Raw genomic sequence first — 26,271 nt, 5'->3', positions numbered from 1 at the left:
GGATAATCTGGCGCGGATATCATCGTGGAGCTGGGAAGCTAGTGCTCCCAACAAGGACTCCGAATACATTAGCGCAAACCAACTCCGTTATTACTTAATTGTAGTTGCAATAACGGGGCGGACCATACATTTTTGTTTATCACTTCCAGAAAAGAACTTGTGACCAAATTGAAGTGGGTAGCAGTTGTTTATCAGTTGGTTAAAATTCCGACAGATACGCTTTATGCAACTTATTTGATTGTTTTTGATTCGAATTTCACCACCTTTCCTCTGATTAGTGTCTCATAAATGGGAATTACTTCTGCTTTGCTGTAACGCATAGCTAGCCTCAATTAATACCCCATGTTTGCTAATGATTTATCAACTTTATTGCTGTATATATTTATAAATAATGAGGTGCAATTACATTGTGAATTTATTTGCATATAAATCAGCACCATACTAACTTTTAACTAAGTTTTTCAAACCCCAACAAGAATACCTCGATTTGTGAAAAGACGCCCCTTAGCACAGACATGGCATTTTTTATGGGGAAGACTAGGCTTAAGAGTAAGTAAACTATAAAAAAACAGGTGAAATGCTTTTCTCTTTTCAGGCCAGTTGGACGTGACAATGGATTGCCGTTGATGAGAGTTAAGTCTGCATTCAAATGAAACCTGAAATTGCTATTACAAATAATTTTCACAGCGCTCGAGAATAGTGTTTTGTGACAACGGGGGATATATGGATATCGAAGTTTCGCGCCAGGTTGCGGTAGTTGAAGCAGCTAGTGGAGATGTCGTCGTAGTTAAGCCAGACGGCAGCGCAAGAAAAATTTCAGTTGGCGATACCATCCGTGAAAATGAGATCGTGATTACGGCCAACAAGTCAGAACTTGTATTAGGCGTTCAGAATGATTCGATTCCGGTTGCAGAGAATTGTGTCGGTTGTGTTGATGAAAATGCAGCTTGGGTAGACGCCCCAATAGCTGGTGAGGTTAATTTTGACTTACAGCAAGCAGACGCAGAAACCTTTACCGAAGACGACCTCGCTGCTATCCAAGAAGCCATTTTAGGTGGTGCCGATCCGACTCAAATCTTAGAGGCTACAGCGGCTGGTGGCGGACAAGGTTCTGCAAACGCAGGCTTTGTGACGATAGACTATAACTATACAGAAACCCACCCCTCGACATTTTTCGAGACCGCAGGCCTAGAACAACAAACCGTTGATGAAGACAGAGAAGAGTTCAGGTCGATCACTCGTTCATCAGGCGGCCAGTCAATCAGTGAAGCTCTTACTGAAGGCTCAATATCCGATAATACTTATCCTCAATCTATCACGACGACAGAAACCATTATTGCTGGTAGTTTAGCGCTCGCTCCAGATTCTTTTGCTCCAGAGGCTTTATCTCTCGCCTCATTACTCAGTGAGCTAAACAGTGACATAACATCAAGTGGTCAGCCTGTCACCTTCATTTATGATGCGACAAACAACTCTATTATTGGTGTCCAAGGTACCGATACAGTTTTAAGCATCGACATTAATGCCGTCAGTGTTGGAAATAACATTGAGCTTTCTTTAATCACAACGATTTTTCAGCCGATTGATCATGTAGCGTCTGTCGGTGGTGGCCAAGTTTCCTATACTGGCGATCAAATAGATATTAACTTCGATATTCAAGGCGAAGACACCGCTGGAAACCCATTAGCAACACCTATCAACACGCAAGTTACCGTATTTGACGGGGTAGATCCGTCTGCTGAAAGTGTGAATATCAGTAACGTTGAAACGAGCAGTACAGCAATCGAAGGCACGTTCTCCAATATCGGGAGTGATAACCTTCAATCAGCAGTCTTCGATGCAAGTGCATTAGAACAGTTTGATGGCGTACTCAGTGATAATCAGAACACGCTGGCCAGACTTTCTGATGATGGCACGACGATCACTTTGGCTATCCAAGGTCGTGGTGAGGTGGTTCTCACTATCTCACTTGATACCGATGGCACTTATAAATTTGAGCAGTTTAATCCGATCGAACAGATCGGCACTGACTCACTCTCTTTTTCGCTGCCGATCACGGTCACGGACTTTGACCAAGATGTTGTAACTAATACCATTAACATTGAGATTACTGATGGCGATAGCCCGGTTGTGACCAATGTTGACAGTATTGATGTTGACGAAGCTGGTATTGTTGGTGGTTCTCAAGAGGGAACCGCGCCCGTAGCGGGTAGCGGAAGTATCACTGCCGATATTTTTGAAAGCGACATCATCGATCATTACGAGCTTGAACCTACGGAGTTTAATACTGGTGGCTCTTTAACGTCTAATGGCGAAGCCGTATTGCTTGAGCTTATTGATGAAACTAACGGTGTAAGAACTTACGAAGGGTATGTTGAGGTCAATGGTTCTCGAATTACGGTCTTTGACGTTAAAGTTGATAGTCCGTTATTGGGGAACTATGAATTCACTCTGTACGAAGAGCTTTCTCACCAAGGTGCTGAAGACGCGTTGTTGACTTTTGCTCTGCCTATTTATGCCGTTGATGCGGATGGAGATCGCTCTGCACTGTCTGGAGGTTCGAACACACCAGAAGCCGCTGAGATTCTCGTCAATGTTACAGATGATGTTGTTGAGCTAGTGGATAAGGTTGAGTCAGTCACTGAGCCAACTTTAGCGGGTGATACTATTGTTTCGTATAACCTGTTCAATTTCGAAGGCGCAGATGGCTCTACAATTCAATCGTTTAACTATGATGGTGTTGATTACTCGCTAGATCAAAGTCTGCTCCCCGATGCTCCCCAGACTTTCAGTTTTACTGAGGGTGTCGTCACTATCTCATTAAACGGTGATTTCAGTTTTGAAGTCGCTCGTGATATCGACCACTCAAGCAGTGAAACGATAGTAAAACAGTTCTCATTTTTAGCTGAAGATGGTGATGGAGATACTGATACCTCAACACTTGAGCTGAGTATTACCGATGGTCAGAACCCAACTATAGATCTGATTCCACCTGTCACTTTATCTGAAACAGATCTTGCCGATGGTTCTGCACCAAGCGGAAGTGCAGTGAGCGCAACTGCAACGATTACCTTTACTGCAGGCAGTGATGATGTGGCGAGTTTCCGTATTGAACCAACCGAGTTCAATGTAGGTGGAGCTCTGACATCCAATGGGTTTGCGGTAGAGATTAAAGAAGACTCTGCTAATCCGGGCACTTACATAGGCTTTATTACTGATGGCTCGAACGCTGAAGTTCCAGTGTTCACCATTAGTTTTTCTGCGAGTAGTTTGGGCGAATATACTTTTACTCTAATTGAAGCGTTAGACCATGTGGATGGTTTAGATAATAACGATCTGAGTTTTGATCTGCCTGTTTATGCGGTTGATACAGACGGCGACGATTCATTGGTGTCTCAACTGAATGTGACCATTGGTGATGATGTCCAAATCATGCAGGACGGTACGTTAGATATCATCGAGCCAAATCTGGCCGACGGTACGGTGACAACCAACACCATTGATGTGATGCCAAACCAAAGTGCCGATGGCGCGACGATCACTCAGTTCACTTATGATGGTCAGCTACGAACGCTTGACCAAAATGACACTGGCGAACAGCAGTTTAGCTTCACGGAAGGCGAGTTATATATCACCCTTGAAGGTGAAGTACGCTTTGAACCTAATCGCGATCTAGACCACTCAGTTAGTGAAGATATCGTGAAGTCGATTGTCGTGACTTCAAGTGACTTTGATAATGATTCTCTGACATCAACCATAACGCTGACGATCACGGATGGTGATAACCCGACGATTGACGTTATTCCGAGCGTTACTCTTTCTGAAACGAATCTGAGTGATGGCTCTGCTCCAAGTGGTAGCGCGGTCAGTTCGACTCAAACCATTACGTTCACCAACCAAAGTGATGACGTTGAGAAATTCCGTATTGAGCCAACGGAGTTCAATACTAACGATGATCTTAAATCGAACGGTTTAGCCGTTGAGTTGCGTGAAGATCCGGCAGGGTCGGGTGACTACATTGGTTTTACTACTAGTGCGACGAATGTCGAAACCACGGTATTTACGCTGAGTTTTTCTAGCACCACATTAGGTGAATACACGTTCACACTCATCGAAGCGTTGGACCATCAAGATGCCCGTGGTAACAACGAGGTCAGTTTTGACCTACCTGTTTATGCGGTAGACAGTGACGGCGATGATTCAGTGATGTCGCCGTTAAATGTGATCATCGGCGACGATGTTCAAATCATGCAGGACAGTGCATTAGATATCGTCGAGCCAAATCTTGCAGATGGCACAGTGACTACTGGTACTGTCGATGTGATGCCAAATCAAAGTGCCGATGGCGCAACGGTGACGCAATTCACTTATGATGGTCAGGTTCGAACGCTCGACCAAAATGACACCGGCGAGCAGCAGTTTAGCTTCACAGAAGGTGAGCTATTCATCACGCTTAAAGGTGAAGTGCGCTTTGAGCCTAATCGTAATCTAGACCACACGCTGAACGAAGACATCGTGAAGTCGATTGTGGTGACGTCTAGCGACTCCGATAACGATGTATTGACCTCAACGGTCACGCTGACCATCACCGATGGTGATATCCCAACCATTGATAATGTTCCAACTGTGAGCTTGTCAGAAACCAATCTGAGTGATGGCTCTGCTCCGAATGCCAGTGCGGTGAGTTCAACTCAAACCATTACCTTTACCAACCAAAGTGATGATGTAACAAATTTTCGTATAGAACCGACTGAGTTCAATGTTGGTGGCGCTTTGACATCAAATGGTTTTGCGGTCGAACTGAAGGCCGACCCAACCACACCGGGCGGTTACATCGGTTTTATTACGGATGGTTCGAACGTTGAAATCAACGTATTCACGATTAGCTTTTCAGATACCAACTTAGGCCAATACACCTTCACCTTACTTGAAGCACTAGACCATGTAGATGGCCTCGCAAATAACGATTTGAGTTTCGACTTACCGGTTTACGCGGTCGATAGCGATGGCGATGACTCGTTGGTGTCTCAGTTAAACGTAACGATTGGTGATGATGTCCAAATTATGCAAGGTGGTACGTTAGATATCACTGAGCCAAATCTTGCAGATGGCACAATCACAACCAATACCATCGATGTGATGCCAAATCAGAGTGCCGATGGTGCGACGATCACTCAGTTTACGTATGACGGTCAAGTTCGAACACTGGATCAAACGGACAATGGTGAGCAGCAATTTAGCTTCACAGAAGGTGAGTTGTTCATCACTCTTCAAGGTGAAGTTCGCTTTGAACCCAATCGTAATCTAGACCACACGGCTAGCGAAGACATCGTTAGGTCGATAGTGGTGACCTCAAGCGATTCAGATAATGACGTATTGACTTCCACAGTGACGCTGACGATTACCGATGGTGATATTCCAACCATTGATGCAGTGCCAAGCGTTACCTTGTCTGAAACCAACCTTACAGATGGTTCTTCACCAAGCGGCAGTGCAGTCAGTCAGACTGAGACGATTACCTTCACGAACCAAAGTGATGATGTGGAGAGTTTCCGTATTGAGCCTACTGAATTCAATGTCGGCGGCGCACTTAAATCGAATGGCTTTGCGGTTGAGATAAAAGAAGACTCAGCGAATCCAGGTACTTACATTGGTTTTATTACCGACGGTTCGAACGCTGAAGTTCCAGTGTTCACCATTAGTTTCTCGGTTACCACACTAGGCGAATACACCTTTACTCTGCTTGAAGCGCTAGACCATGTGGATGGTTTAGATAACAATGACCTGAGCTTCGATCTGCCTGTTTATGCGGTCGATACGGACGGCGATGATTCATTGGTGTCTCAACTTAACGTGACCATCGGTGATGATGTCCAAATCATGCAAGACGGTACGTTAAATATCATCGAGCCAAATCTGGCTGATGGTACGGTGACAACCAACACCATTGATGTAATGCCAAACCAAAGTGCCGATGGCGCGACCATCACTCAGTTCATTTATGATGGTCAGCTACGAACGCTTGACCAAAATGACACTGGTGAACAGCAATTCAGCTTCACAGAAGGCGAACTGTTTATCACCCTTGAAGGGGAAGTGCGCTTTGAGCCGAACCGAAACTTAGACCACTCGGTGAGTGAAGACATCGTGAAGTCGATTGTGGTCACTTCAAGTGACTTCGATAATGACTCTCTAACTTCAACCGTAACGCTGACCATTACCGATGGTGATAACCCGACGATTGACGTTATTCCAAGCGTCACGCTTTCTGAAACAAATCTGAGTGATGGCTCTGCGCCAGGTGGCAGCACGGTAAGCTCAACTCAAACCATCACGTTCACTAATCAAAGTGATGATGTTGAGAAATTCCGTATTGAACCAACGGAATTTAATACTAACGATGATCTTAAATCGAACGGTTTAGCCGTTGAGTTACGAGAAGACCCACAAGGTTCGGGTAATTACATTGGTTTTACGACCAGTGCGACAAACGTCGAAACCACGGTATTTACGCTGAGCTTCTCTAGCACCACATTGGGTGAGTACACATTCACACTTCTCGAAGCCTTGGATCACCAAGACGCCCGTGGCAACAACAACCTCAGCTTTGATCTGCCTGTTTACGCGGTAGATAGTGACGGTGATGATTCACTTATGTCTCCGCTAAACGTCACTATCGGCGATGATGTTCAAATCATGCAAGATAGTACGTTAGATATCATCGAACCGAATCTTGCAGATGGCACAGTGACAACTGGTACTGTCGATGTGATGCCAAATCAAAGTGCCGATGGCGCAACGGTGACGCAATTCACTTATGACGGTCAACTTCGAACGCTTGACCAAAATGACAATGGCGAACAACAGTTTAGCTTCACGGAAGGCGAACTGTTCATTACGCTTCAAGGTGAAGTGCGCTTTGAGCCCAATCGTGATCTTGACCACACGCTGAACGAAGACATCGTGAAGTCGATTGTGGTGACGTCTAGCGATTCCGATAACGATGTATTGACCTCAACCGTCACGTTGACCATTACCGATGGTGATATCCCAACCATTGATAATGTTCCAACTGTGAGCTTGTCGGAAGCCAATCTGAGTGATGGCTCTGCACCAAGTGGCAGTGCGGTTAGCTCAACTCAAACCATTACTTACACCACTCAAAGTGATGATGTGACAAGCTTCCGAATTGAACCAACCGAATTCAATGTTGGTGGTGCTTTGACATCCAACGGTTTGGCCGTCGAGTTGAAAGCTGACCCAACCACACCGGGTGGTTACATCGGTTTTATTACGGATGGTTCGAACGTCGAAACCAACGTATTCACGATTAGCTTTTCAGATACCAATTTAGGCCAATACACCTTCACCTTACTTGAAGCGTTAGACCATGTTGATGGCCTCGCAAATAATAATTTGAGTTTCGACTTACCGGTTTACGCGGTCGATAGCGATGGCGATGATTCTTTGGTTTCTCAGTTAAATGTAACCATCGGTGATGATGTCCAAATCATGCAAGGTGGTACGTTGGATATCACTGAGCCAAATCTCGCAGACGGCACAATTACAACCAATACCATTGATGTGATGCCAAATCAAAGTGCCGATGGTGCGACGATCACTCAGTTTACGTATGACGGGCAAGTTCGAACACTGGATCAAACGGACACTGGTGAGCAGCAATTCAGCTTCACAGAAGGGGAGTTGTTCATCACTCTTCAAGGTGAAGTCAAAAATCAAAGTGCCGATGGTGCGACGATCACTCAGTTTACGTATGACGGGCAAGTTCGAACACTGGATCAAACGGACACTGGTGAGCAGCAATTCAGCTTCACAGAAGGGGAGTTGTTCATCACTCTTCAAGGTGAAGTTCGCTTCGAACCAAATCGTAATTTGGACCACACGGTTAGCGAAGACATCGTGAAGTCGATAGTGGTGACCTCAAGTGATTTAGATAACGATGTACTGACTTCCACAGTGACGCTGACCATTACCGATGGTGATATCCCAACCTTTGATGCCGTGCCAAGCGTTACGCTTTCGGAAGCTAATTTAGCTGATGGTTCTGCACCAAACGGCGGCGCAGTCAGTCAGACTGAGACGATTACCTTTACTGCAGGCAGTGATGATGTGGCGAGTTTCCGCATTGAGCCAACCGAGTTCAATGTGGGCGGAGCACTGAAATCGAATGGATTTGCGGTTGAGATAAAAGAAGATTCTGCTAACCCAGGTACTTACATCGGTTTTATTACCAACGGTTCGAATACTGAAGTTCCTGTATTCACGATAGCCTTCTCTACAAGTACGTTGGGCGAATATACCTTTACTTTGCTTGAAGCGTTAGACCATGTGGATGGTTTAGATAACAACGACCTGAGCTTCGACCTGCCTGTTTATGCGGTTGATACAGACGGTGACGATTCATTGGTGTCTCAACTGAATGTGAACATTGGTGATGATGTTCAAATCATGCAAGACGGTACGTTAGATATCACCGAGCCAAATCTGGCTGATGGTACGGTGACAACCAACACCATTGATGTGATGCCAAACCAAAGTGCCGATGGCGCGACGATCACTCAATTTACCTATGACGGTCAACTACGAACACTTGATCAGAATGACACTGGCGAACAGCAATTCAGCTTCACGGAAGGCAAGCTTTATATCACCCTTGAAGGTGAAGTACGCTTTGAGCCAAACCGAAACTTAGACCACTCGGTGAGTGAAGACATTGTGAAGTCGATTGTGGTCACTTCAAGTGACTTCGATAATGACTCTCTGACTTCAACCGTAACGCTGACCATTACCGATGGTGATAACCCAACGATTGACGTTATTCCAAGCGTTACTCTTTCTGAAACGAATCTGAGTGATGGCTCTGCAGCGAGTGGCAGCGCGGTAAGCTCGACTCAAACTATCACGTTCACCAACCAAAGTGATGATGTGGTTCGTTTCCGTATTGAGCCAACGGAGTTCAATACTAACGATGATCTTAAATCGAACGGTTTAGCCGTTGAGTTGCGTGAAGAGCCGGCAGGGTCGGGTGACTACATTGGTTTTACGACTAGTGCGACGAATGTCGAAACCACGGTATTTACGCTGAGTTTTTCTAGCACCGCATTAGGTGAATACACGTTCACACTCATCGAAGCCTTGGATCACCAAGATGCCCGTGGCAACAACGACCTCAGTTTTGACCTACCTGTTTATGCGGTAGACAGTGACGGCGATGATTCACTGATGTCACCGTTAAGTGTGACCATCGGTGATGATGTTCAAATCATGCAAGATAGTACGTTAGATATCGTTGAGCCAACCGTCGCAGATTTGGCCGCTGGCACAGTGACAACTAACACCATTGATGTGATGCCAAATCAAAGTGCCGATGGCGCAACGGTGACGCAATTCACTTATGATGGTCAGCTTCGAACGCTCGACCAAAATGACAATGGCGAGCAACAGTTTAGTTTCACAGAAGGTGAGCTGTTCATTACGCTTCAAGGTGAAGTGCGCTTTGAGCCCAATCGTAATCTAGACCACACGCTGAACGAAGACATCGTCAAATCAATCGTGGTGACGTCTAGCGACTCTGATAACGATGTGCTGACTTCAACCGTCACGCTGACCATTACCGATGGTGATATCCCGACCATTGATAATGTCCCAACTGTGAACTTGTCGGAAACTAATCTGAGTGACGGCTCTGCGCCAAGTGGCAGCGCGGTTAGCTCAACTCAAACCATTACTTACACCACTCAAAGTGATGATGTGACCAGCTTCCGTATTGAACCGACTGAGTTCAATGTTGGCGGTACTCTCACATCAAACGGATTAGCGGTCGAGCTGAAAGCTGACCCAACAACGCCGGGTGGTTATATCGGTTTTGTTACGGATGGTTCGAATGTTGAAACCAACGTATTCACGATTAGTTTCTCGGATACCAATTTAGGCCAATACACCTTCACCTTACTTGAAGCACTAGACCATGTAGATGGCCTCGCAAATAATAATTTGAGTTTCGACTTGCCAGTCTACGCTGTTGATAGCGATGGCGATGATTCACTAGTGTCTCAACTGAATGTGACCATCGGTGACGATGTGCAAATCATGCAAGGTGGTACGTTAGATATCACTGAGCCAAATCTTGCAGATGGCACAATCACAACCAATACCATCGATGTGATGCCAAATCAAAGTGCCGATGGTGCGACGATCACTCAGTTTACGTATGACGGGCAAGTTCGAACACTGGATCAAACGGACACTGGTGAGCAGCAATTCAGCTTCACAGAAGGGGAGTTGTTCATCACTCTTCAAGGTGAAGTCAAAAATCAAAGTGCCGATGGTGCGACGATCACTCAGTTTACGTATGACGGGCAAGTTCGAACACTGGATCAAACGGACACTGGTGAGCAGCAATTCAGCTTCACAGAAGGGGAGTTGTTCATCACTCTTCAAGGTGAAGTTCGCTTCGAGCCAAACCGTAATCTAGACCACACGCTTAGCGAAGACATCGTGAAGTCGATAGTGGTGACCTCAAGTGATTTAGATAACGATGTACTGACTTCCACAGTGACGCTGACCATTACTGATGGTGATATTCCAACCATTGATGCAGTGCCAAGCGTTACGCTTTCGGAAACTAATTTAGCTGATGGTTCCGCACCAAGCGGAAGTGCAGTCAGTCAGACCGAAGCGATTACTTTCACAAACCAAAGTGATGATGTAGCAAACTTCCGTATTGAACCAACCGAGTTCAATGTAGGTGGAGTTCTGACATCCAATGGGTTTGCGGTTGAGATAAAAGAAGACTCAGGGAGTCCGGGTACTTACATTGGTTTTATTACCGATGGCTCAAACGCTGAAGTTCCAGTGTTCACCATTAGTTTCTCTACAACCACACTAGGTGAATACACCTTTACTTTGCTTGAAGCGTTAGACCATGTGGATGGTTTAGATAACAACGATCTGAGTTTCGATCTGCCGGTTTATGCAGTTGATACAGACGGCGATGATTCTCTGGTGTCTCAACTGAATGTGACCATCGGTGATGATGTCCAAATCATGCAAGACGGTACGTTAGATATCATCGAGCCAAATCTGGCCGACGGTACGGTGACAACCAGCACCATCGATGTGATGCCAAACCAAAGTGCTGATGGCGCGACGATCACTCAGTTCACTTATGATGGTCAGCTACGAACGCTTGACCAAAATGATACTGGCGAACAGCAATTCAGTTTCACAGAAGGTAAGCTTTATATCACTCTTGAAGGTGAAGTGCGTTTTGAACCGAACCGAAATCTCGACCACTCGTTGAGTGAAGACATCGTGAAGTCGATTGTGGTGACTTCAAGTGATTTTGATAACGATCCGGTGACTTCAACCATTACGCTGACCATTACTGATGGTGACAATCCGACTATTGATGCGGTGCCGAGTGTATCACTTAAAGAAGCGGATCTCGCTGATGGCTCATTGCCAAATGGTAGTGCGGTTAGCCAAACGGAAACCATCACTTTCACTAATCAAAGTGATGACGTTGAGAAATTCCGTTTAGAGCCAAGTGAATTTAATACTAACAATGCGCTCAAGTCCGATGGCTTGATCATTGAGATTCGAGAAGAACCAACAGGTTCAGGCAATTACATTGGTTTTACGACTGATATTTCGAATGTCGAAACCACGGTATTTACTCTCGATTTCAGCAGCACCACTTTGGGTGAGTACACCTTCACGCTTCTGGAAGCGATTGACCACACGCCTATTCAAGGTAATAACGACCTAACATTCAACTTGCCAGTTTACGCGGTTGATAGCGATGGTGATGACTCTGTGATGTCGCCACTGGCTGTAACTATTACTGATGATATTCAAGTTATGGTTAATGACTCTCTCACTATTGAAGAGCCAACGGTTGCAGATTTGGTAGCGGGCACACCGACCACTACGACGGTTAATGTTCTGGATGAAGAAGGTGCTGATGGCACGACCATTACTCAGTTTACTTACGATGGTGGTGCTGTATTAACGCTTGACCAAAATGATACGGGCGAGCAGAAATTCGTGGTTGCTGACGGGTCATTGTATATCACTCTACAAGGTGATATTCGTTTCGAACCAAGTCGCAACCTTGACCATACTGGTGGCGATATCGTTAAGTCGATAGTCGTAACCTCCAGTGATTCCGATAGCGATCTTGTGTCTTCAACGGTAACGCTAACCATTACTGATGGTGATATCCCAACCATTGATACAGTGCCAAGCGTTACGCTGTCAGAAACGAATCTGAGTGACGGATCTGCTCCGAATGCAAGTGCGGTAAGTTCAACTCAAACCATTACCTTTACTAACCAAAGTGATGACGTGACGAGCTTCCGCATTGAACCGACAGAGTTTAATGTTGGTGGTGCTTTGAAATCGAACGGATTAGCGGTTGAGTTGAAACCTGACCCAACCACACCGGGCGGTTACATCGGTTTTGTGACGACGGCTCCGAATGTTGAAACTAACGTGTTTACGATTAGCTTCTCGGATACCAATTTAGGCCAATACACCTTCACCTTACTCGAAGCACTAGACCATGTAGATGGCTTAACGAAGAATGATCTGACTTTTGATCTTCCTGTTTATGCCGTTGATAGCGATGGTGATGATTCACTGGTGTCTCAACTTAATGTGACCATTGGTGATGATGTACAGGTCATGCAAAACCAAACGCTTAATATTATTGAGCCAACGGTTGCTGATTTGGCCGCAGGTACTCCGACAACAGCTACTGTTGATGTGATGCCTAATCAAAGTGCCGATGGTGCGACAATCACTCAGTTTACTTACGATGGCGGGACGGCAATAACACTCGACCAAAACGACACAGGTGAACAAAAATTCGTCTTTGCTGAGGGTTCACTGTTCATCACCTTGCAAGGTGAAGTTCGCTTCGAACCAAACCGCGATCTTGACCACACGCTTAGCGAAGACATCGTGAAGTCGATAGTGGTGACTTCAAGCGATTTAGATAACGATGTGGTGACGTCAATGGTCACTCTGACCATTACTGACGGTGATATCCCAATCATTGATGCGGTGCCAAGTGTTACCTTGTCTGAAACCAACCTAGCAGATGGTTCTACCCCAAGTGGCAGTACTGTCAGTCAAACAGAGACGATTACCTTCACCAATCAAAGTGATGATGTAACTAGTTTCCGTATTGAGCCAACCGAGTTCAACGTGGGTGGTGCACTGAAATCGAATGGCTTTGCGGTTGAGATAAAAGAAGACTCTGCTAATCCGGGTACTTACATAGGCTTTATTACTGATGGTTCGAACGCTGAAGTTCCAGTATTCACCATTAGTTTCTCTACGAGTACGTTAGGCGAATACACCTTTACTCTGCTTGAAGCGTTAGACCATGCAAATGGCCTAGATAAGAACGACCTGAGTTTTGATTTTCCAGTTTACGCAGTTGATAGTGATGGCGATGATTCTCTGGTATCTCAACTCAATGTGACCATTGGTGATGATGTCCAAATCATGCAAGACGGTACGTTAGATATCACTGAGCCAAATCTTGCAGACGGAACAATCACAACCAACACCATTGATGTGATGCCAAATCAGAGTGCCGATGGTGCTACGATCACTGAATTCTCATTTGGCGGTATTGTCAAAACACTCGATCAAAGCATCGTAGGTGAGCAGCAATTCAGTTTCACAGAAGGTGAGTTGTTTATCACTCTGCAGGGCCAAGTGCGCTTTGAACCGAATCGCGACCTTGACCATTCAGTTAGCGAAGATATTGTGAAGTCGATAGTAGTGACTTCAAGCGACTTCGATAACGATCCTGTGACTTCAACAGTCACACTAACCATTACCGATGGTGATATTCCAACCATTGATGCAGTGCCAAGTGTCACGCTCTCTGAAACGAATTTGACGGACGGTTCTGCGCCAAGCGGTGGTGCGGTGAGTCAAACGGAGACGATTACTTTCACCAACCAAAGTGACGATGTCGTTCGTTTCCGTCTGGAACCAACCGAGTTCAACACTAACGATGCACTTAAATCGAATGGCTTAGCGGTCGAAGTGCGTGAAGATCCTCAAGGCTCTGGTCAGTATGTTGGTTTTACTACCAGTTCGTCTAATGTGGAGACGACAGTATTTACGCTGGACTTTAACTCCGGAACCTTAGGCGAATACACATTTACTTTAATCGAAGCTCTGGATCATCAAGATGCACGTGGCAACAACGATTTAAGCTTTAATCTTCCTGTGTATGCGGTTGATAGTGATGGCGATGACTCGTTAGTTTCTCAGCTTGGCGTGACCATTGGTGATGATGTGCAATTGATGCAAGACGGCACAATCACCAGTCGTGAGCCGGCATCAAGTGTTGAAACATCAAATACCTTTGATGTGATGCCAAACCAAAGTGCTGATGGAGCCAAAGTCACTTCATTTGTTTTTGACGGTAACACTGCAGAAAGTCTTGATTTGAATGTGAATGGTGAACAAGAGTTTGTTTTCACGGAGGGTTCGGTATTCATTACGACGGAAGGTGAGATACGTTTCGAACCTGTGCGTAATCAAAACCATGCAGGCGGTGATATTACCAAATCTATTGAGGTGACGTCTGTTGATCTCGATGGCGATATTGTTACATCGACAGTGACACTGAATATTGTTGATGGTGACCTCCCTACAATCGACCTTGTTCCTGGAATTACGTTATCTGAAGTGGATCTGGCTGATGGCTCTGCGCCAACAGGCAATCCAGTAACGATGACACAAACCATTACCTATACCGTTGGTAGTGACGACGTCAGTCATTTCAGAATTGACCCTACGCAGTTCAATACCTCAGGGGCTTTGAAGTCGAACGGTCTAGATGTCGAAATAAAAGAGCAACCAGCTAATTCTGGTAATTATATTGGCTTCGTTAAAGACGGTTCTAACGTAGAAACCAACGTCTTCACGATTGGCTTCTCGACGAGCAATTTAGGGCAGTATACATTCACACTGCTTGAAGCGTTAGATCATGTAGATGGATTACAAAACAATATACTAAGCTTCGATGTCCCTGTGTTAGCGGTTGATGCGGATGGTGATGATTCTGCAATGTCGCCAATGACGGTTGCGATCACCGATGACGTACAAGGCGTTCAAGATGGTACATTGAGTATCACTGAGCCTTCATTAGCTGATTTGGCATCGGGTACGCCACCAACGACGCCAATCATTGATGTTATGCCAACGCAGAGTGCTGATGGTGCGAAAGTGACACAGTTTGCTTACGATGGTGGTACAGCTGTAACGTTAGACCCAAGCATCGCCACAGAACAAGTCTTTACCGTAACCGATGGTTTGCTGTACATCACTATTGAAGGGGAGGTTCGTTTTGAGCCGAGCCGAGATCTAGACCATTCATCTGGCGATATCGTAAGAACGATTGTCGTTACCACCAGTGATTTTGATAACGATACAGATACTGCAGATGTCACTTTGACGATCAAAGACGGTATCGATCCCGTTATCGACGTGGTTCCAGATGTTAACTTATCGGAAGTTAACCTAGCGGATGGCTCGACACCAACTGGTTCTCCGGTCAGTTCGACTCACACAATTACGTATACAGAAGGAAGTGATCATTTCAGTCACTTTAGAATTGCTACCAACGAATTCAATCCTGGCGATCTGTTGAAATCAAGTGGTCTTGTCGTTCAACTAAAAGAAGATCCTTCTTCTGCTGGTGACTACATTGGTTATACCGATGATGGTATGGGTAACGTTACCGATGTATTTACCATTAGCTTTGATAGTGCAAACAAAGCTCAGTTTACATTTACCTTAATTGAGGCTCTCGACCATCTTGATGGCGTGCTTTACAACGATCTCACGTTCCGTTTGCCTATCTATGCCGTTGATACAGATGATTCTGAATCAACGAAACGCGATGTGGTGGTCACGATAGAAGATGACCTCCAGAAAATGCAAGATGGCTTCTTAACCATTACTGAGCCTAATACTGGTACTCCTACAACGGCTACCGTTGATGTGATGCCAATACCAAGTGCAGACGGTGCGACTATTACGCAGTTTACGTATGACGGTGGCTCTGCAATTACTCTGAATCAAAGTATTAGCGGTGAACAAGAGTTTGTTTTCACGGAAGGTTCACTGTTTGTGACATTAGATGGTGATGTGAGGTTTGAGCTAAATCGAAACCTTGATCACTCTGCGGGCGACATTGTTAAATCGATTGTGTTCACCTCTTCAGATTTTGATAACGACATCTTCTCATCAAAAGTCACTCTCACTATTGTTGATGGTGATGGACCAACAATAGACGTTGTGCCGGGTGTGGCATTGTCAGAAAGCTTACTTGCGGATGGTTCTACGCCTAGCGTAAACCCTGTGAGTATGACTCAAACCATTACTTCACTTGCTAGCAGTGATGATATTGCTGAAATAGTGGTGGAAGTAGGGTTGTTCAATACCAACGGCGCGTTGAAGTCCGATGGTCTTGAATTGAGTTTGCGCGAAGACCCTGCAAACTCTGGTGACTACATCGCATTCACGATGGATGGTTCGGGTGTTGAGAAAGTTATCTTCACTCTAGACTTTAATGACACGAATCCGAGTCAATACACGTTTACTCTGCTTGAGCGTTTAGACCATGTTGATGGTTTAGGAAACAACGATCTGAGCTTTGATCTTTCTGTTTATGCAGAAGATACCGATGGTGATATTTCAGCGTCTAAACCGCTTACTGTCACTATTACTGATGATGTCCAACTGATGCAGTCAGGAGCGCTCAACATCACAGAGCCAACCACAGGAACACCGACTACAACAGTCTTTGATGTAATGCCTGCGCAAAGTGCAGATGGCGCCACAATCACTAAATTTACCTATGGCAGCCAACCTGAAGAGTCACTAGTACAAACCGACACGGGTGAGCAAGAGTTTATGTTCGCTGAAGGTTCCTTGTTTATCAATCTCGAAGGTGATGTGCGTTTCGAGCCTAAACGCAATCTCGATCATTCTGGTGGTGACATTGTTAAGACCATTACGGTGACATCGGAAGACAAAGATGGCGATATTGTCACTTCAACAGTGACGCTGACTATTGCAGATGGTGCTCCACCAGTAATAGACACAGTACCAACGGTTGCATTGGAAGAAGCAAATCTGGTCGACGGCTCTTCACCGGGATTACCTGTGAGCCAAACTGAAACCATTACTTTCACAGCAGGAAGTGATGATGTGAGCTACTTCCGTATTGATACCACTCAGTTCAACACATCTGGCGCTCTCAAAGCGGATGGCTTAGTTGTTCAGCTCAAAGAAGATCCTGTCAACAGTGGCAACTATACTGGTTACGTGGAAAGCGGTGGTGTCCAAACGGATATCTTCACCATCACGTTTAGCAGCGTGGTTCTAGGAGAGTACACATTCACCTTGTTGGAAGAGTTAGATCATCTGCCAGTTCAGGGGAATAACGATCAAGTTTTCACCTTGCCAGTTATCGCTGTCGACAAAGACAATACTGACTCAACGATGAAACCGCTAACGGTGACCATTACTGATGATGTGCCAACCATTACTGATACGACTGTTGCAAGTACGTTTGTGGTTGATGAAGATGATTTAGGCACTCTGGCACAAGCAACGGGTTCGTTTGTTACCACAGAAGGCGCAGACCAAGTTGAGGTTTACGAGCTGCGTAATATCTCAACACTGGAAGCAACGCTATCGTCGGGCAATGAAGGTATTAAGATCACCGAAATTACCGGTGCTGCTAATACAACCACCTACCAAGGTGCAACCAACCCAAGTGGAACGCCAATTTTCACATTAGTATTGACTGATGATGGTGCTTACACCTTTACCTTACTTGGCCCTCTAAATCACGCTACGACACCGAGTAACCTCGATACATTAACAATACCATTTGATGTTGTTGCCGTTGACGGTGATGGCGATGATTCTAACCAATATGTATTGCCAATCGAGGTGTTAGATGATGTGCCTGTGATGACTGCTCCAACCGGTGAAACGGTTGTTGATGAAGACGATCTTAATGGGATTGGTTCGGATCGTTCTGAAGACACCATTATTAATGGACTGTTCACCGTCGATGAAGGTGCCGATGGTGTTGTGAAGTATGAGCTGGTTGATGAAGACTTGGTTCTAGCTGGCTTAACTTCCGATGGAGAAGGCTTAGAGTGGTTAACTGTTTCAGAGGTAGGCACAACATTTACCTATGTTGCTCAAACCGTAACGAGTAATGAAGCAGTGTTCGAGATTATTTTCGATACCTCGGATAACAGCTATCAGTTTGAATTGTTTAAACCTCTTAAACACCCTGATGGTGGCGATGAAAACAACATCGAACTTGGTTTCTCAGTTGTGGCTGAAGACTTTGACCAAGACCAATCAAACGCGATTGATCTGACAATCACAGTGACGGATGATGTTCCGTTAGTGACAACTCAGTCGATTACTCGTCTTGAAGGTCAGAATTACAATGGTTCTAAAGTCGATATGTTTGCCAATGCGACGGATGTGGGAGCTGATGGCGCAGCACTGACTCGCATAGAGGGTATTACCAGCAATGGTGCCGATATTGTGTTCCGAACAGGAAACAATGGGCCATACAGCAGCGGCTTAGATTTAAGTAGTGGCAGCCAAGTGGTTCGAGTCTACGAGCAGACGAATGGAGGAGCTGATACTCGTCAGCTTGGTCGATTACGTATCGACTCAAATGGTGAGGTTGAATTCAGAGCTAATGGTTATCTAGATCATGACGGTCTTGATACCATCGACTTCTCGATTAACGTGATTGCGACGGATGGAGACTTAGACACCTCTGAAACTCCGTTAGATATTTCGATTACTGATAGAGACTCTACAAGAATCGCGCTGAAAGTGACGACCTTCGAGGATGCGGGTAGAGACTCAACCATACCTTACGCAACAGGCGATGAGCCGACTTTTGAGAATGTTCAAGATAACCAGATTGATTTACCTGATGCACCAGCGCAAGTTGCGCTGCAAGTTAGTCTGTATGACCAAGATAACGCAGAATCTATTGGGCAGTTGACGATTAAAAGCCCGAACGGAGGTGACAGTCACCAAGGTACTTTTTATTACTTGGATGGTACTAGCTCTCAGTACATTGAATTAGTGCCTGAGCCAAATGGGAGCATTATATTTGGTCCTCCTCAACTCGAACAAAGCTTTGCTCCTAATCCGAATGAACCGAGACAAACTATCGCGACGATAGACAACTTGTTCTTTGTTCCGGACCAACACGCTAGTTCGGATGAAACTGGTGGGCGAGTTCGTTATGAGCTTGAAATTGAGAAAAATGGCAGTACAGATCATACCGTTAATTCAAACTTCAGAATTGAGATTGAAGCGGTAGCGGATATTGCAACGTGGGATGATTCCAACAGCACGTATCAATATCAAGTGAACGAAGATGAAGACGATGTCACGCTGCAACTGAACGCAGTGTCACAAGATAATAGCCAAACTGAAACCATTACCTATGAACTTGAAGCTGTTCAAGGCGACGGGAAGTTTGAGCTGCTTGACCAAAATGGCACAGTGCTTACGCCAGTTAATGGTGTTTATATCATCGCATCTGCTGATATCAATAGCACAGTAGTTAATCCTATTGATAACTTCTCTGGGCAAATTGAGTTCAAAGCGACGGCAATTACGGAAGAGACGCTTAACCCATACGATGATTCAGCTAATGGTGGGGTAGACAAAACGACCGCTCGCTCTGTAGAGCAAAACATCATCATTGATGTGACTGCTGACGCGGATCTTGGCTCGTTCAGTGTTAACCGAATTCGTATTAATGAAGACAATATTGATGATCCAGACTACATAGGTCCTCTGGCGAATAAAGATGCCTTCACATTGGATGAAGTGATCACCATGAATGGCTCGGTGGACACTGATGGCTCCGAAGAGTTGTTTGTTCGCATCAGCAATATAACCGAAGGTGCGGTGCTTTATTTCCTTGGAACCACCACACCGGTTCCGACAATCACCATTAACGGTGTCGATTATCAGGAAGTGGCGTATTCAGATCTAGCCAACGTAGAGATCGTTCCGGCTAAACACAGCAATGTTGACTTCACGTTTGAGGTTACCGGTGTTGTCAAAGACACCGCGAACCTTTCTACAGGTGCGCAAGTCGATGAAGAAATTCTAGGCACTAAAACGGTCAACGTAGAAGTTAAAGGTGTTGCTGATATTCCTTACGGCGGTACCAACGGTACGGCATGGACTGCAATACCTGATACCGATCCTAACCCTGCAAGTGGTGTTCAAACTACCATTCAGGAGAGCCAAAACGGCGATAGCTTTGCTGAGTTGGACTTCACAGTGTTGTCAGGAGAAAGAAGACCTGATACTGGCACTACGCCATTAGCTGACGATGGCTCGGAGTCTATAACCGTTATTCTATCGGGCATTCCAGATGGCGTGATTCTCGAAGACGGCGACGGTACGGTGATCGACCTTAACTTTGTTGGTTACGAGACTGGACCGGGCGGTAGCCCTGATTTATCTAAACCTATCTACGAAGCGAACATTACAGAGGCGGGTAAAACCTCAGGTATTCGTATCAGACCTGTCGACTCATCGACAGAGAATATCCACATTCAAGGTCAAGTGATAGTGACCGAGAACGATGGCCATACCTTAACGTTCGACCAAGAAGTTCGAGTACTAGTTGAACCAAGGATCGACACATTAACGGATTACGTCAACACGACCAATGGCAATGAAGATTCAACAATCAATATCGATTGGCACCCAGAGGGTACCGATTACATTGATGATGATGAGCATTTCACTAAGATAACTATTAATGGAATACCACTGGGTGTTACTGCAGTAGTCAACGGTGATGTGACCGTTGATGACTCAACTCCTGGAACATTGATTATCACGCCTAAAGATGGTTCCCAAACACCTGAGCAATTTACCCAAATTGCATTAGCGAATAATTTCATTCAAATGACACCGCCAGCTGATTCTAGCGATGATTTTATGTTGACTACGGTAGTTGACGTCGAAGAGCGCGATCACGAATACGTTGATTCTGGCAACGCAGGTCAGGGCATTGCGACGGCGACGGTTACGGGTGAGATTAATGTTGTTGTGCGACCAGTGGTAGAACCTGAAGATGTCGATAATAAGCTTGTTGTTGATGAGGTCGCGGGTCTCCTAGATCTGCCAACCGTGGTGGCTGATGCCCTGACTGGTGTTCTCAAATTCACAACCAATAGCGATAATACATCGGTTACGGATGAATTCGTCATTCGTTACCAAGAAACAGATGCTTCATCCGCTATCGAAGAAGTGGACCAGTTAGTTATCCAACTAACAAACGTGGACGACTCGGCTCTATCAGATGCTGTACTTAATCAGTTACTTGTTATTGGAGCTGCTTATGAAGGCAATGGTCGTTGGGTTGTAACCAATGAAGATCTGTTTAGCATCAGTGCACCGAACGGTCTTGCTTTTCCACCTCTATCAGGCACCTCTGGCGTTTTCAATGACATCAAGATGACCATCTTTAGTACAGTGGTTGATCGCGGTGATGGTGAAACTGAGTCATCCCCTGCGGTTCAAAGGGAAGGTGAAGTAAATCTATCGTTCCCAGAAGTGCTTGTTGGCGGGAGTGAGGTGGCTGCAGATATTACGATGACCCCAGATAGTGTTGTTGATGCTATAGAGGATACGCAGCTAGACTTAGGATCTGCGCTAAATAGTTTGATCACTTTCTCTGGCGAAGACGCTTCAACAGACCAAGTGACCATCATTATTGATGATTCTGTGACCATCAATCCAGGTGGCACTTTCCCAATCAGTTTAGGGGGAGGTAGTGATGTTGACTTCGTTAACGGGAAGTATGTATTTGAAACAACCGTCGATCAGGGCGTTCCAACGGATTTCTCTGGCCTGCTACTTAATCTGCCTGCTGACTATTCTGGCGACTTTAGGTTACCAATCACAATAGTAACCAAAGATACACTGTCTGGTGATGAGAAAACTTTGGTGACCGATGTAGTTATTAAAGTTGCACCAGATGTTGAAGGCAACCCTGACATCGATGTTACGGTTGTTGGTTCTCTTGACGATTCTCTTATCCCTGTCGATACCGATGGTCAAGCTGGACAAGATCCTGTCGGTTACGAAGATACTTATATCCAGCTTGATTTCAGCTCAACCATTACTGACCAAGTTAGTGGGGTTGAAGGTGGTGACGAAAAATTCACTTCTATTACGCTGACTTTGGATGATACGAGCGTCGGTGCTTTCTATGATGGAATGGGTACCTTAATCGGAACATCGGTGACCTTTAATGAAGCTCAGATCAGCGCAGGTGCTCTCGATAACGTCTTGTTCCGTCCTGCACCTAATTACCCAACGGGTAACGATATTAATCAGGTACAAGTTAATGTTAGCGGTACGATTACCGATACAGCGACCTACAATGACGCCTCGTCTCCTGTTGGCAGCACAACTGACACGGATACCTTCTCTACAAGTGTGAACTTTGAAGTGGTTCCAGTCGTGGATGATGTCCAAATCACAGGGCCGGGTAGTGACCCTGATGTTATCGAAATTACGGGTAGCGAAGATCAAGAAATCTCGTTGTCTGGAACTAGCCCGATCTCAATTGGTTTGACGGATTTAGATGGTTCAGAATCCTTTGTTTCCATTAAATTTACTGACGTGCCGGATGGTTTCCAATTCCGAGTCGACAACAATTCAGACTTTACTGTCAAGAATAATGGTGGGGGAGTCTGGAGTGTCCAATTACCGCCTAGCGTGTCAACGTCATTTGATCTAAGTGAGATCTCTGTTCTACCGCCGAAAGATTTCAGTGGTACCTTTGAATTTGGTGTCGAAGTCTTTACTCAAGAGTCTTTGTTAGGAGTTCCTACGAGTGCAGGTACGTTGCCGAGCTTTGAAGTTCATGTACTCCCTGTGGGTGATGATGTTGATACCAATCCAACTGACTCTGTGACAGGCAACGAAGGTCAAAACATTGATATCGAAATCAATGCGACGATTTTGGATAAAGAGCTATCCGCAACAGGCAGTGGAACGTATAGCGAAAACGCGCCCGAAACACTTCGAGTTGAAGTGGCAGGCGTGCCTCAAGATGCTTCTATTTTCTACCCTGATGGCACAACCTTAGCGAGCTACGATCCGGTGACACAGCTATGGACACTTGATGTCTCGGCTCAGTCGTTAGATAAGATCGTATTCAACTCAGGTGAACATAACAGCGATGCGGGTAATGTACTTGGCATTAATGGTCCATTACAAATTACGGTTCGCTCGGTGGATACAGACGCTGACAACACTGAATACTTAGGTACGCCAACCAGCTTTGATGTTGATTTAGTGATTGATCCAATTAACGATCAACCGACGTTTGTGAATGTGACCAATATTGAAACGCCGGAAGATATTAGCATCGCTATCGATAACTTCAGTATCTACGATGTTGACGCTAACTTTGATAACCCAGATGCGCTATATACGCTGACGTTGGAAATTGATCAAACATTGCCGGGAGCGCAGGGTGTGTTTGAGTTTACGAGCTCACCAGATGTGACGTTTGTATTGCAACCTGACGGCTCATTGGTGGTTACTGGTAAAGAGGCCGACATCAATACCGCATTGACCAATGGGGCTGTGACTTTCAAACCAGACCCAGATCAGAACTACCTCAACCAGAGTGGTTTAGTCACGATCAATGCAACACTCGATGACGGCGGTAATAATGGCTTGATTGACGCGGGTGACCCGAATACAGCACAGACCAACCAAACTACTTTCACCATTAAGGTGACGGAAGTGAATGACGCTCCGGTGGCGACTGATGTCGATTTAGGCTCGATTGCGGAAGACGGTCAAATCGTGATTGTCGAAAGTGACTTGATTGCAGCGAGTTCTGATCTAGAAAACCATAACCTCACGGTAACCGGCGTAACTATTACACAAGGGCAAGGCCAGCTAACGCGCTTTGAAAATGCTGGTGGTGCTGATGACGCTGCGATTACTGGACCATTCTGGATATTCACTGCAGCCAATGATTTTAATGGCGATGTGAAGTTCAATTACGACATTATTGATGACGGTACCACCAACGGTGTGGATGATTTCTTAACCGATAGCGCTGAAATTAGCCTCATCGTAACGGAAGTGAATGACGCGCCTGTGGCAACTGATGTTGATTTAGGTTCGATTGCGGAAGATGGTCAAATCGTCATTGTTGAAGGTGATTTGATTGCAGCAAGCTCTGACCCAGAAAACCACAACTTAACGGTAACCGGTGTAACTCTGACTCAGGGACAAGGCCAACTAACGCGCTTTGAAAATGCAGGTGGCGCCGATAACGCGGCGATTACCGGACCATTCTGGCTATTTGTAGCGGATAACGATTTTAACGGCGACGTTAAATTCAATTACTCAATTACTGATGACGGTACAACTAATGGCGTGGATGATTTCCAAACCGACAGTGCTGAAATTAGTCTTGAAGTAACCGAAGTGAATGATCAGCCGGTGGCAACGGACATCGACTTAGGCAATATCCTTGAAGAAGGTCAGTTGATCATCAAAGAGGGCGATTTAGTTGCTGCGACGAGCGATCCGGAAAACGACACGATTACCGTGACTAATCTGGTGCTCGATGAAGGCCAAGGTCAGCTACAACGCTTCGAGAACGCAGGTGGCGTTGATGACGCTATGATCACTGGCCCATACTGGGTATTTACGGCAGCTGATGAATACAACGGCAACGTTAAGTTTACCTATACCGTAGAGGATGATGGTACAACCAACGGCGCTAATGATTTCCTAACGGATACAGCGGAGATCACCGCGATTGTCGATGGAGTGAACGATACGCCTGTTGTTAATGGTGACAGTGTCACTACGCTTGTCGATGAGGATGCTGGTCAACTGTTGAGTGGTATCAATGTCAGTGACCCTGATTATGTTGATACATTTTCTGATGACTTAATGACAGTCACGCTGACGGTGGATTACGGTACATTGAATGTATCACTTCCGGCAATGACGACGGTTGTTGTTAACGGCAACAACACGGGTTCAGTCATCTTAGTGGGGACATTGAGTGACCTGAATGCGTTGATTGATACGCCAACCAGTCCAAATGGTGTGTTCCTTGATGCGAGCCTGTCTCCAACCAATAGCATTGGATTAGAAGTTGTCGCCAAAGATAGCGGCAACCCTTCAGGTATTGCGATAGAGACAGCACCTGTGGTTTACAACATCGCGGTGACGCCAGTGGCGAATGCCCCAACCCTGTCTATCGATAGTGCGACTAACTACGTGAGAAACATTACTGCGAGTCAGTCTGTGAGTGCGAGTGGCATTCCTTTGGTTGGGATTATCGCGGCCTTAACGGACATTACAGAAGAGCTAACGCTACATATCAGTGATGTGCCTACTGGCGCTCAAATCACCAGTACTACGGGTTCTGTGACGGATCTTGGCGGCGGTGTGTGGGTGGCAACGGCGGATGCAATCGAAAGCTTGCAAGCGGTCGGGCTTTCTCAAACTCCAGGCAACTACACACTGAAAGTTGAGGCCGTTTCTGAAGAGACTGATAACAACGATACAGCGACCTCTGCATCGATTGACCTGAACTTGAACATTGTGTCTAACGCGGTTGATATTAACTTGGCTTCGGAAACCGATGATGTTCAGTTACTGGCTGGTGCTAATGCGACTGACTTAACGGGTGGTTCAGGTAATGACCGACTGGAAGGTGGCGCAGGTGACGATACGCTCGTGGGCGGTGACGGTAACGACACACTCATTGGCGGCGGCGGTTCAGATATTCTAACCGGTGGCGATGGTATGGATTCGTTCGTGTGGCTGAACATCGAAGATGGTGTTGAAGATACGATTACCGACTTTGATTTGTCTGAAGGGGACAGCATTGACTTGCGCGAAGTGCTACCAGAGCTTAAGAATTCATCTCCAGACATGACTGCATTGCTACAACAGATTGACGCGAAAGTGGAAGGGGATGATATTGAGCTTACGATCAACCCAGATGGCTTAGGGACCACAGAACAAGTGATCGTGGTTGAAGACCTTGCTCCTCAGTTAACACTAAGTGGCACTATGCCTTCGGATATTCTGGATGCATTAGTACAGCAGAATGTGATCACTCACGGTTAACGCGAA

At 45.6% G+C, this 26,271-nt stretch carries 1 protein-coding gene; it reads left to right on the top strand.

Annotated features, from left to right (window positions below):
* Positions 1–723: 723 nt before the first annotated feature.
* Positions 724–26,265, top strand: a complete 25,542-nt coding sequence (locus tag L1D37_RS22150; RefSeq protein WP_239849197.1) for a retention module-containing protein — start codon at positions 724–726, stop codon at positions 26,263–26,265.
* Positions 26,266–26,271 lie beyond the last annotated feature (6 nt).

Source organism: Vibrio sp. Isolate33 (assembly GCF_022397895.1).
Lineage (GTDB): Bacteria > Pseudomonadota > Gammaproteobacteria > Enterobacterales > Vibrionaceae > Vibrio > Vibrio pomeroyi.
This window is presented reverse-complemented; position numbering and strand designations above follow the sequence as displayed.